The sequence below is a fragment of the Halorubrum sp. T3 genome, from assembly GCF_000296615.1.
GTDB classification, from domain to species: Archaea; Halobacteriota; Halobacteria; order Halobacteriales; family Haloferacaceae; genus Halorubrum; species Halorubrum ruber.
Window position 1 is genome coordinate 86895 of sequence record NZ_JH815329.1, and the last position, 12403, is coordinate 99297.

Here is a 12403-nt window from a genome sequence, read left to right on the forward strand (position 1 = left end):
GGGATTCCGGGGACACGTCGCCGACGTATCTCTCGAAAATCCGCCGCTCGGGCGACGATATGCCCGAACGTGTCGAGTTTCTCATCGGCTCGCGTCCCCTCGCGGGACGCCGCCGGACGGCCCCGGTCGCCGCCGATCCGTCGTCGCCCCGCTGCCGCTCCGACGCCGCGGGTCGGTGGGCCGGCTCCGCACACCTTCGCAGTATACAAGAGGTGGCACGCTGAAAGACGGGCATGAACGTCGCAGACGCCATGACGCCCCGCTCGGAGCTCGTCGTCGTCGAGATCCCCGGGAGCCGGAACGACGTGCTGGAGTACATTCAAGAACACGGGTTTTCCTCGGTCCCGGTCGTGAAGGACGTCGACGGCGAGGAGGTGTACCGCGGGCTCGTCACGCGCGACGACCTGATCGACCAGCCGGACGAGGACCAGCTCGCGCTGCTGATGCGCGAGGTCCCGACGGCCGGGGCCGACGACGACATCGTCGACGCCGCGCGGACGATGGTCGCGGAGGGGTCGCGGCGCCTCCCCGTGGTCGACGGCGACGAGCTGGTCGGCATCCTCACCGTCACCGACGTGGTGCGGGCGATCGCCCGCGGCGAGGTCGACGGCGAGACGCAGGTGGGCAAACTCGCGACGCGCGAGGTCAACGCGACCCACGCCGGGACGCCGTTGCCGGTCGCCGAGCGCGAGATCGCGCTCTCCGGCGTCCCGTACGCGGTCGTCCTCGACGACGAGGCCGCGGTCGCGGGGATGCTCACCGAGGTCGACATCTTAGAGGTCGCCCGCGTCGTCGAGGGCGAGGCGAGCACCGGCGACTCGATCGCCGAGGAGGACTCCGAGTGGTCCTGGGAGGGGATCAAGGCGACCGGCGCCCGCTACCTCCCGACCCGGAACGTCGAGATCCCCGCGGAGGCGGTGCGCCACTTCATGACCGCTGACCTCGTCACCGTCAACGCCACGCGGACGGCCAAGGAGGTGGCACAGGAGCTCATCAGCAACGACATCGAGCAGGTCCCGCTCGTCTCGGGCACCGACCTCGACGGGATCGTCCGGGACGTCGACCTGCTGGAGGGGCTGTAGATGGCCGCGGACGCGCTCGCCGAACTCGCGAAGCGCCGCGGGTTCTTCTTCGGCTCGAACGGCGCGTACGGCGGCACCGCCGGCTTCTACACGTTCGGCCCGCAGGGGGCTGCCCTCAAGCGGAACGTCGAGGACGCGTGGCGCGACCGGTTCACCATCCGCGAGGGGAACCGCGAGATCGAGGCGCCTACGATCATGCCCGAGGCCGTTTTCGAGGCCTCCGGCCACTTGGAGGGGTTCGACGACATGCTCGTCGAGTGTCCCGAGTGCGGCGAGTCCCACCGCGCCGACCACCTCGTCGAGGACGCCACCGAGATCGAGGACGCCGAGGCGCTCCCGGGCGAGGAGGTCGCCGAGCTGATCGCCGATGAGGGGATCGCCTGCCCGGCCTGCGGCACCGAGCTCGCCGGCCAGCCGGTGGAGGCGTTCAACCTCATGTTCGCGACCGACATCGGTCCCGGCGACGCCCAGCCGGGCTACCTCCGCCCGGAGACGGCGCAGGGGATCTTCGTCGAGTTCCCGCGATTGAAGGAGTACGCCCGCGGGAACCTCCCGTTCGGCATCACGCAGATCGGCCCCGCCTACCGCAACGAGATCTCGCCGCGCGGCGGGCTGCTCCGCCTCCGCGAGTTCACGCAGGCCGAGTTAGAGCAGTTCATCGACCCCGAGGAAGACGAGCCGCCGCTCGACCGCGTGCGCGACGTCGAGGTCCGGCTGTACCCCGCGACCGAGCAGGAGGCCGACGACGGCGACTACCTCGACACGACGGTCGGCGAGGCGGTCGACGAGGGCGTCATCGGCTCCCCGTGGGTCGGCTACTACCTCGGCGTCGCCCAGGAGTGGTACGAGCGCGTCGGCGTCGACCTCGACCGGTTCCGGTTCCGCCAGCACCTCGCGGGCGAGCGCGCCCACTACGCGGCCGACTGCTGGGACGCCGAGAGCGAGGTCGACGGCGACTGGATCGAGATCGCCGGCTTCGCCTACCGCGGCGACTACGACCTCTCGAAACACGACGAGTACGGCGACGACGCGTTCACCGTGTTCAAGCGCTACGACGAGCCGAAGACGGTCGAGCGCGCGACCGTCGATCCCGACATGTCCGTCCTCGGGCCGGAGTTCGGCGGCGACGCGGGCGCAGTCGCCGACGCGCTCGAAGCGCTCGCCGGGCGCGACCCCGACGCCTTCGACGGCGAGACAGTGACAGTCGACGTGAACGGGGAAACGCGCGAGGTCGACGCCGACGTGGCGAACTTCGCCGTCGAGGAGGTGACCGAGAGCGGCGAGCACATCACGCCCCACGTCGTCGAGCCGTCGTTCGGCGTCGGCCGCACCGTCCAGACGCTGCTCGCGCACGCGTACAGCGAGGACGAGGTCGACGGCGAGGAGCGCACCTACCTCTCCCTCGAACCCGAGGTCGCCCCGCAGGACGCCGCCGTCTTCCCCTTAGTGACGAACGACGACCGCCTCACCGCGCTCGCCGACGAGGTCGCGGCCGACCTGCGCGCGGCGGGGCTCGCGGTCGCGTACGACGACTCCGGATCGATCGGCCGCCGCTACCGCCGGCAGGACGAGGTCGGAACCCCGTTCTGCGTCACGGTCGACCGCGACGGCATCGAGGGGGACGGCCCCGACACCGTCACGCTCCGCGAGCGCGACTCCGCAGCGCAGGTCCGGATCCCGGTCGACGACCTCGCTGATGAGCTGACCGCGCTCCGCGAGGGCGAGCCGTTCGCGTCGGTCGCAGACCGATACGACGCGGTCGACACCGACGTCGAGACCGAGGGGAACTGAGGGCGTGACGCTCCCGGCGGCGGCGTGGCGCGAGCGCGTGGAGTTCGAGCGGCGGCTCGTCCACGCGAGCGGTACCCTCTACCCGGTCCCGTACCTCTTAGGCTGGATCTCGTGGCGGACGACCGGGCGGCTGCTCCTCGTGAGCGTCGCGGTCGCGGCCGTCCTCGAAACCCTCCGGCTCTCCGACTCGGTCGGTCCCCTCGAACCGCTGTACGACGCGCTCGTCCGCGACTACGAGGCCGACGGGATCGCGGGGTACGCCCTCTATCAGGTCGGGATGGCGGTCTCCGCGCTCGCGTTCGCGCCCGTGTTCGCCGTGCCCGCGATGTGGATGCTCTCGGTCGGCGACCCGATAAGCGGCGGGCTCGGCGAAAACGCCGCGACGGAGCCGAAGCGGCTCTCCGTGGTGGCGGCGATGGTGTTCGTCTGCTTCGGGATCGCCGTCCCGTACGCGATCCCCGAGTTCGGCCCCGACCCCGGCGTGATCGTCGCGCTCGCGGGGGCGATCCCCGCGGCGATCGCCGACGGGCTCCCGCCGCTCATCCGGGGGGTCGCCGTCGACGACAACCTCACCATCCCGCCCGCAGCCGCCGGCGGGATGTTCCTCGCGGCGTCGCTGATCGCGTAGGGGACGACCGAGCGAACGGACACGGCAGCGCCGCCGCTCGCCGAACGGGACTGAGAGAAGCGCCGAGGCGGAGATTTGAACTCCGGTGTCCGAATGGACAGTAGATTTCGAATCTACCGCCTTGGCCAGGCTAGGCTACCTCGGCTCGTCTCGTCGTTGGCCGGTTCCGCTGTTATGCGTTTCGATCGCGTTCGCGTCGCGGTCCCCGGATCTCTTCTCGACCGCGCCGCGGTCCGGGTGTCTCCGCCCAACCGCACTGCGGTCCGAAGTTCCGGCAACGCTTTTCGGCCCGGCACCCGTGCGGCCGGTATGGACGTCCCCGAAGCGGCCGACGCCTGCGCCCGCGTCGTCGACGAGGTCGGCGGCGCGGTCGTCGCCGACCGCGAGTTCCTTGACCGCGTCACGCTCGGCATTCTCGCCCGCGGTCACGTCCTCTTAGAGGACGTGCCCGGCACCGGCAAGACCCTCTCCGCGCGCTCGTTCGCGACCGCGCTCGGTTTGGAGTTCTCGCGGATCCAGTTCACCCCGGACCTCCTCCCCGCCGACGTCACCGGGACCAACGTGTTCGACGAGCGCGACGGCTCCTTCTCCTTTTCTCCGGGGCCGATCTTCGCGAACGTCGTCCTCGCCGACGAGATCAACCGCGCGCCGCCGAAGACGCAGGCCGCGCTGCTGGAGGCGATGGAGGAGGGCCAGGTGACCGTCGACGGCGACACCCACGAGCTGCCGAGCCCGTTCTACGTGATCGCGACCCAGAACCCGGTCGAGAGCGAGGGCGCGTTCCCGCTGCCGGAGGCCCAACTCGACCGGTTCACGATCAAGACCTCGATCGGCTACCCCGACGAGGACGGCGAGCTTGAGCTGCTCCGGCGGCGCGCCGGTCGCGTCGAGCAGTCGCCGACGGTCGACCGCGTGCTTGACCCCGACGCGGTGGCGGCGCTGCGGGAGGTGCCCGAGTCGGTCCGGGTCGAGGACGACCTGCTGCGCTACGCGGCGTCGCTCGCGCGGGCGACCCGCGAGGACCGCCGCGTCGAGGCCGGCGTCTCCCCGCGCGGCACCCAGCGCCTCTTCGAGACCGCCCGCGCGGCCGCGGTGATCGCCGGCCGCGAGTTCGTCACGCCCGATGACGTGAAGCGCGTCGCGGAGCCGACGCTCGCCCACCGGCTCGTGTTGACGCCGGACGCGGCGGTCAACGACGTCGACGAGCGCGACGTGATCGCCGACGTGCTCGACCGCGTCGCGGTACCGACGGTGGAGGCGCCGGAGGCGTGAGGCGTCAATTTAAAAAGAAGCGGCTTTGTTGAAAATCTCAGAAGTTGACATTTTCACACCCCCAATCGCTCAGTACAGGGGTGGTGGTGAGCGATAGCGGGAGTGGGTATCGCAGATCGCTACAACGATTCGATATTTAAATAGTCGCCAACGGCACCGACGGCCGTTTATAAATGGCAGGCGGTGGCGTCGCCGGCGGCTGCGCCGCCGGCTGCCAGAGGCGCGTCGCGCCTCGCTGCGCCTGCGAGCGGCCGGAGCGAAGCGGAGGCCGCGAGTCAGTCCGCGAGGGACGCCGCGAACGCCCGCAGGGCGTGAGCGGCGAGGCTGGGGAGGTGTGAGGTGCGGTTGCGGGGCTGTGCGAGGCAGGACTCAAAGGGGCAGTCGCGAGGCGGGCGCAGGCGACGTAAGCACCGCAACGAGGGAGCGGTAGCGACCGAGTGAGGAGCGCAGCGAGCGTGCGGCCGCCTCGCGACTGGGGCTTTGGAGGGATTCACCGCGGCCGCGTCGATCACTTATAAACAGCAGACAGTAACACCGCGCTCCGACTTATAAACGACCACACTCACGACGTACTATACCTACTCCCGCACAAGATCAAGAAGCAATTCTCATCGAACAGCTGTTTCAGATGAGAATATGTCTGGAGAATAGAATTTTAACAAAGCCGAAGAAGCCGCGATCTACTCCGCGTCCCGCTCCGCCAGCAGCTCCGTCGCCGTGAGCAGCGACTCCAGCTCGATGTCGTGGTCGGCTAGCAGCTCTTCGGCGCCCTCCTCGCGGTCGACGACGACTAACACGCGGTCCACCGTCGCGCCCGCCTCGCGAAGCGCCTCGACGGCGTCGACCGCGGACTGGCCGGTCGTCGCGATGTCCTCGATCACGACGACCTCCTCGCCGTCGTCGAGTCGGCCCTCGATCCGGTTGCCCGTGCCGTACTCCTTCGCCTGCTTGCGCGCGATGACGTACGGGCGACCCAGCTCCGCGGCCGTGACGGCCACCAGCGGGACGGCTCCGAGGGCGACGCCCGCCAGCTTCGCGTCCGTGTCCGCGAGCCGGTCGGCGAACGCCTCGGCGACGAGCGTCAGGGCGTCCGGGTCGGTCTCGAAGAGGTACTTGTCCACGTAGTAGTCGCTCGTGCCGCCGTGCGACAGCTCGAACTCGCCGAACCGGACGGCGTCGGCGGCGGTGAGCGCCGCGATCAGCTCGCGTCGTCGGTCGTCGTCGGTCATACGCCGAACAGGGCCCCGGCCGACAATAAACGGGTCGGAACGCGGGGACGCGTCGCACCGCGTTACGGGGCAGGTCGGGCCCGCAGCCGCGGCCGCCGCCGCCCGCTCCCGCCTACTCCGCCGCGGGAAGCGCGAGCGTCACGGCCGCTCCGCGGCCGTCGAGGCCGTCGCCGAAGCGGATCGCGCCCCCGTACGCCTCGACGACCCACGCGACGATCCACAGGCCGACGCCGGTGTTGTGCCGGAGCTGCGTCACCTCCCCCTCGCCGGTGATCACCTCGCGCACCGCGTCGGGGATCCCCGGGCCGTCGTCGGCGACGGTCACCGTCACGACCCCCTCGTCGAGGTCGCGCTCGGCGGTCACCGCGACTCGGGGCTCGTCGCCGCCGTGGTCGACCGCGTTCTCCACGAGATGGTCGATCGCGGTCGCGAACCGGTCGTCGCCGCGGACCGCGACGCCGTCCGGGATGTCGGCCTCGATCCGCGCGTCGGGGCGTCGCTCGGCGTGGCGCGCGACCGCCTCGTCGACCACTCGCGAGACGGAGACCGGTTCCGGGTCGGTCACGTACCCCTCCTCGACCACGCGACGGATCGCCGCGGCACCCTCGGTGACGTCGATCAGCCGCTGGCCGGTCGCCTCGATCCGCTCGGCGTAGTCGCGGACCCGCTCGTCGTCCGCCAGCTCCGCGATCTCGCCCGCGAACCCGAACACGACGTTCAGCTCGTTGCGCAGGTTGTGCCTGAGGATCCGGTTGACGATCCGGACGTACCGCTCCCGCCGCTTCCGGTCGGTGATGTCGGTGTAGATGCCGAACGCCCGGCGGGTCCCCTCGGTTTCGTAGCTGAACCCGCGGAAGAGGAACTCGCGGGGGCCGTCGACCGTCTGCCGGCGCAGCTCCGCCGTGACGAACCCCTGCTCGCGGACCGTCGCCGCGAGCGACTCGCCGTCGGTCCGATCGCCCCGTTCGTCGCCCAGCCGCCCGACCTCGATGTCGAGCGCGGCGATGCGCTGGCCGCGGACGGCGGACTCGTCGACGCCGAACTGCGACTCGAACGCGGGGTTGATCCCGTCGATCACCGTCTCGTCGTCGGCCATGACGACCTCCAACACCGGGTCCGGGATCCGCTCGAACAGCTGTCGGAAGCGGTCCCGTTCCGTCGACAGCTCCGCACGCGTCCGGCGGAGGTCGGTGGTGTCCGACAGCGACCCCACGACGCCGCTCCCCGGGCCGGACAGCGCGGACAGCCGCAGCTCGCCGTGTCGCGGGCGCTCATCGCCGTCCCGGTCGCGCGTCAGGTCCACCGTGCGGGTGGCGCCGGGATCGCTCTCGCCCCCGTCGGCGGCGAGCGCCGCGACCGCGTCCGCAACCCGCTCGCGGGAGGTCGGGGAGACGAGCTCGTCGAGCCGGCGGCCGACGACCGGCCCGTCGGCGTCGCCGTCGAGGCCCCGTCGCCCGTCGGCCTCGCGACCGGCGACCCACGAGACGAACGGCCGAGTCGCGTACGTGACGGTTCCCTCGCGGTCGAGCACGCACACCATGTCGTCGACGTTCTTCAGCGCGTTCTCGTAGGTTCGCAGCCGCTCCCGGCGGTCGTTGGCGTCCATCGTCGCGACGGCGTTCGTCGCCAGCAGCTCGAGGACGGTGACGTCGCTCTCGTCGAACGCGTCCGGCTCCGTGGAGCCGACGACGAAGACGCCGTGGTCCGCGAGCGGCACCGCGACGAACGAGCGCATGCCGTGGTACTCGTAGCGCTCGCCGCTCCCCGCGTCGCCGTCGCGCGCCACCGGCCCCTCGACGGCCGCGATGTCGTCGCACACACGGGTCTCGCCCCGCTCGAACACCTGGCCCGTGATTCCCTCGCCCGGCGGGCGCGGTCGTCGGCTCTCGGCGAACGCCTCGCCGATCCCGTCGCTCGTGACGGCGAGCCGGAGCTCGTTTTCGGCCGCGTCGAACAGCCGCACCGCGCTGATGCGGTAGTCGAGCACCTCGTCCGCGGCCTCGACCAGCCGCTCGGCCACGGCCTCGGCGTCGGACTCGCGCTGGATGCGCTCGACCGTTCCCAGCAGGCGTTCGAGCGTCTCCTCGCGTCGCTTGCGGTCCGTGACGTCGACGAAGAACACGGAGAGGCCGTCCTGAGAGGGGTAGGCGGTCACCTCGGTCCAGAGGTCGAGCGGCTCGTAGTGCGCCTCGAACGAGACCGTCTCCTGTTCCGCCATGGCCCGCCGGTAGTTCCGCTCGTACTCCTCGCCGATCGCGGCCGGGAACTCCTCCCAGACGTCGGCGCCGAGCAGCTCGTCGGGGTCGCGCTCCAGAAGCGTCGCGGCCGTCTCGTTGACGTAGGTGAACCGCCACTCGTCGTCGAGCGCGAAGAACGCGTCGTCGATCCGTTCGAGCGTCTCCTCGTACCGCTCGACCGCCGCCTCGCGCTCCTCGAAGGCCAGCCGACGCTCTATCGCGCGGCCGAGCCACTCGGCGAGCAGCTCCACGAACAGCTCCTCGGCCGCGTCGAACGGCCGGTCTCGCGACTCGGGGTCGAGGAAACAGATCGTGCCGAACACCTCCTCGTCGACGACGACGCGCCCGCCGACGTAGCTGCCGAAGCCGAACTGCTCGTACGCCGGGTCGCCGACCATCCCGGCGGCCTCGGGGTCGGTGAACGCGAACACGTCGGGACGACCGGTTCGCTCCCGGCCTCCGTCGTCCCCGTCGTCGCCGCGCCCGGCCGGCTCCCCGTCGGTTCCCTGCCCGACCGGCTCCCCGTCGGCGTCGCGCCCGGCGGCGCGACCGCTCACCGTCCGCCGGCAGTAGGTCAGCTCCAGCGGGACCGACCCGTCGCCGTCCGCGTCGTCGCCCGCGATCGGGTCGAGGACGCCCGTGGCGTCGCTGTACTGTCGAATTTCGAGACGGTCGCCGGCGATCCGCGACGAGTACCCGATCGACAGCCCGAGGTAGTCGCGGCCGAGTTCGAGCAGCGCGTCGATCTGCTCTTCGAGGTCGGCGCGCCGATCGGAGACGATCCGCACGAACGGTTCGAGGAACGCGCGGTCGGCGTCGTCTCGGCCGTCGGCGTCGTCGCCGTGCCCTCCGGAGGGGGCCACGCGGTCCGCGAGCGTCTCGCCGTCGGCCGCGAGCCGCCGGCCCGAGACGTACTCGACCCCGAGCCGGCTCGCGTCGATCGCGGCGTCGGGGTCGTCGCGGACCGTGTACGCGAGGATCCGCGCGTCGCGGTAGCGGTCGCGGATCGGTTCCAGTCGCTCGACCGGAACCGCCCCTTCGGTCACCGCGAGGTCGGCGGCCGCGGCGGCGGTGCCGCCCGGGTCGCGGCCGTTCCGTCGCTCCTCGTCGCCCCGTCGCTCCTCGTCGCGCAGTCGGACGACGACGCGGTCCGGCCGCTCGTCGCCGTCGCTCGCGGCGTCGCCCGCCGGACGGACGACCGTCTCCTCGGGGAGCTCGCCCCACCCGGCGGCGACCGGCTCTCCGACGTGAATCGGCGGGTCAGCGGACATTCGTGGCGGGGACGGTCCGCGACGTCCGTCCGTGGCGGAAACGGTGTTCGGCGGTCATTCCGCTCTCGGCCCTCCCGTCTCGCGCGGTCGGGCGGACGCCCGACGGAACCACTCCGGGGCGTCTCCGCCGCCGGCCCAACGGATTCTCGGTTCGCTCATCGGGAGGGATACGGCCGTCTCACTAATAATCGTTCCTGCCGGGTTTTCGGATCTGAGAGCCGCGTTCGACGCCCGCCGCGGTGGCGCCCGTCCCGACACGATTTAGGCGGCCCGCTCACAACGGACCGGTAATGAGCACGCAGGCCGCGACGGCGGACCGGACAGTCGTGATCGGGCTGGAGGTCCACGTCCAGCTCGAGACCGACACGAAGATTTTCTGCGGCTGCTCGACGGAGCCCGCCGAGGACGAGGCGCCGAACACGCGCACCTGCCCGACCTGCCTCGGGCTGCCGGGCGCGCTCCCCATCCTCAACGAGGCCGCCGTCGAGGCCGCCGTGAAGGTCGGGAAAGCGATCGACGCCGACATCCCCGAGACGACGACGTTCCACCGGAAGAACTACTACTACCCCGACCTCCCGAAGAACTTCCAGCTCACCCAGTACGACGCGCCGATCTGCGCGGACGGCGAGCTGGAGATCCGCGTCGACGGCGAGCCGCGGACGGTCGGGATCACCCGCGCGCACTTAGAGGAGGACCCCGGCAGCCTCCAGCACGCCGGCGGTTCCATCGAATCGGCGACCCACACCCTCGTCAACTACAACCGCGCGGGCACCCCGCTCATGGAGATCGTCACGGAGCCCGACTTCCGCTCGCCGGCCGAGACGCGCGCGTTCCTCGCGAAGCTCGAGGAGGTCCTCGAATATCTCGGCGTGTTCGACCCCGGCCGCGACGGGAGCTTACGCGTCGACGCCAACGTCTCTCTCGTCCCCGACGAACACGTCGCGGACGACGGGACGATCGACGGCGACGCGCTCGACGACGTGAACCGCGCCGAGGTGAAGAACATCTCCAGCCACAAGGGCGCGGAGCAGGCGCTCGCCTACGAGGTCACCCGCCAGGAGAACGTCCTCCGGCGCGGCCGCGAGATCGAACAGGAGACCCGCCACTGGGACGAGGACCGCGGCGTCACCGTCGGGATGCGCTCGAAGGAGGCCGAGAAGGACTACCGCTACTTCCGCGAGGGCGACCTCCCCGCCCTGGAGGTGGCCGACTGGAAGGAGCAGATCGCGATTCCCGAGCTGCCCGACGCCCGCCGCGAGCGCTTCCGCGAGGAGTACGGGCTCGACCGCGAGGCGGCCTCGAAGCTCACCTCCACGAAGGCGGTCGCGGACTTCTTCGAGGACGTGGCGAGCGAGTTCGACCCCGACCTCGCCGCGACGTGGGTCGCCGACAACCTGCTCGGCGAGCTCAACTACCGCGAGATGGAGATAACCGACGTCGAGGACCGCCTCGACGAGTTCACGCGCCTGATCGAGTTAGTCGCCGCCGACGAACTCACCGTGAAGAACGCCGAGGAGGTCGTCCTCCGCGAGATGCTCGACGAGGGCGACGACCCCGAGACGGTCATCGAGCGCGAGGGGCTCGGGAAGGCCGAGAGCGGCGAGGTCGAGGCCGCGGTCGAAGCCGCCATCGACGAGAACCCCGGCGCCGTGAGCGACTACCACGACGGCGACGAGGGCGCGATCAACTTCCTCGTCGGGCAGGTGATGCAGGCGACCGGCGGCAGCGCCGACCCTGGCCAGGTGAACGGGCTGCTGCGCGAGGAGTTAGACGGCTGAGACGGTCGAGTGTCGGCCGATTTCGGGAGCGGACGAATTAGCTCGGCGGCGGCGATACTGTATTTAAATACCCATGAGCAGCGACGACTACTTATAAAGAACGACGCGGTCGGCGCGTGCCGACGAGCGGCCGAAGGCCGCGAGTCGCACGCGCGAGGGAGTCGGTGGTCCGGAGCGAAGCGGAGGACCACCGACGAGGCTGGGGAGGCGTGAGGTGCGGGGCGGTGCTGTGCGGGGTGGGACTCAAAGGGGCAGCCGCGAGGGCGAAGGCGCGCGACGTAAGCACCGAGGGAGCGAACGGAGTGAGCGACCGAGGCGCGCAGCGAGCGCACCGAGCCCTCGCGGCTGGGGCTTTGGAGGTGTTCTCCGTCGATCTCCGGTCAATCATCTATAACCGAGCGGCTGGGAATTGGGAGGTGTTCTCCGTTGATCTCCGATCAATCATTTATAAACGAGCGGCTGGGAATTGGGAGGTGTTCTCCGTTGATCTCCGGTCAATTATTTATAAACGAGCGGCTGGGGCTTTGGAGGTGTTCACCGCCGTTCTACGTTCAGTCATTTATAAGTGAGCGGCTGGGGCTTTGGAGGTGTTCACCGCCGTTCTACGTTCAGTCATTTATAAGTGAGCGGCTGGGGCTTTGGAGGTGTTCATCGCAGCGTCGTTGTTCGCTTATAAACAGCCGCAAGCGATGTCGCTCGGTCGATCCGATTCACCGACGTCAACGATCAGCCGATTTTATCCCAATCACACGGTATACCCCGCGTATGGCCCTCGCTGCCACCCTCCTGTCAGCCGTCCCGATCGGCGTCTGTCTCCTGCTCGCGTGGGCGATCCGCGCCCGCGGGAAGGTCGGACTGATCGCCGGCTACGACGGCGGCCTCCCGCCCGAGCGCGAGGCGGAACTCGCCCGCGACGCGGCGGCGGTCCTCGTCGTCGCCCCGGCCGCGACGAGCCTCCTCGTCGCCGACGCGTGGACCGGCGCGGTCCCCCGTCCCGGCGTGGTGGTGACGCTCGCGATCGTCGCCGCAGTCGGGTGGTTCATTTGGAAGTGGAACGCGGGCGAGCGCGACCTCGACTGAGCCGACCGCGCCCGAACCGTGCGATTGACGCCCGC

Annotated in this window: 9 protein-coding genes and 1 tRNA gene; 7 read left to right on the plus strand and 3 right to left on the minus strand. The window is 70.5% G+C overall.

Annotated features, from left to right (window positions below):
• The first annotated feature begins 233 nt into the window (after positions 1 to 233).
• The 3 genes from B378_RS0102585 to B378_RS0102595 are packed head-to-tail and all read left to right on the plus strand — an operon-like array spanning position 234 to position 3501.
• Entirely contained in the window at positions 234 to 1082 is an 849-nt protein-coding gene (locus tag B378_RS0102585; protein WP_017342270.1) for a CBS domain-containing protein, read from the plus strand.
• Positions 1083 to 2873, plus strand: a complete 1791-nt coding sequence (gene glyS, locus B378_RS0102590; protein ID WP_017342271.1) for a glycine--tRNA ligase — start codon at positions 1083 to 1085, stop codon at positions 2871 to 2873.
• Positions 2874 to 2877: 4 nt separating this feature from the next.
• Complete coding sequence (locus tag B378_RS0102595) at positions 2878 to 3501, plus strand: hypothetical protein (RefSeq protein WP_017342272.1); 624 nt, start codon at positions 2878 to 2880, stop codon at positions 3499 to 3501.
• Between the two features lie 60 nt (positions 3502 to 3561).
• Here the strand turns inward: B378_RS0102595 and B378_RS0102600 are convergent.
• A tRNA-Ser gene (locus B378_RS0102600) sits at positions 3562 to 3646 on the minus strand.
• A gap of 164 nt (positions 3647 to 3810) precedes the next feature.
• On the opposite strand from B378_RS0102600, the gene B378_RS0102605 reads away from it, so the two are divergent.
• Positions 3811 to 4773 (plus strand): MoxR family ATPase, encoded by a 963-nt coding sequence (locus B378_RS0102605; RefSeq protein WP_017342273.1) that lies wholly within the window; start codon positions 3811 to 3813, stop codon positions 4771 to 4773.
• A 680-nt stretch (positions 4774 to 5453) separates the two neighbouring features.
• Here the strand turns inward: B378_RS0102605 and pyrE are convergent.
• Both pyrE and B378_RS0102615 read right to left on the minus strand, forming a co-directional pair.
• Positions 5454 to 6002, minus strand: a complete 549-nt coding sequence (pyrE, locus tag B378_RS0102610) for an orotate phosphoribosyltransferase (protein WP_017342274.1) — start codon at positions 6000 to 6002, stop codon at positions 5454 to 5456.
• 112 nt (positions 6003 to 6114) lie between these two features.
• Positions 6115 to 9510 (minus strand): PAS domain-containing protein, encoded by a 3396-nt coding sequence (locus B378_RS0102615; RefSeq protein WP_017342275.1) that lies wholly within the window; start codon positions 9508 to 9510, stop codon positions 6115 to 6117.
• Between the two features lie 290 nt (positions 9511 to 9800).
• Between B378_RS0102615 and gatB the strand changes: the two genes are divergently transcribed.
• From gatB to B378_RS0102625, 3 genes are all read left to right on the plus strand, one after another.
• The gene (gene gatB / locus B378_RS0102620; protein ID WP_017342276.1) at positions 9801 to 11288 is read left to right on the plus strand and encodes an Asp-tRNA(Asn)/Glu-tRNA(Gln) amidotransferase subunit GatB; all 1488 of its coding nucleotides are present in this window, start codon (positions 9801 to 9803) and stop codon (positions 11286 to 11288) included.
• Positions 11289 to 11704: 416 nt separating this feature from the next.
• Positions 11705 to 11857 (plus strand): hypothetical protein, encoded by a 153-nt coding sequence (locus tag B378_RS16285; protein WP_237738316.1) that lies wholly within the window; start codon positions 11705 to 11707, stop codon positions 11855 to 11857.
• A 196-nt stretch (positions 11858 to 12053) separates the two neighbouring features.
• Entirely contained in the window at positions 12054 to 12368 is a 315-nt protein-coding gene (locus tag B378_RS0102625; RefSeq protein ID WP_017342277.1) for a hypothetical protein, read from the plus strand.
• The last annotated feature ends 35 nt before the right edge of the window (positions 12369 to 12403 follow it).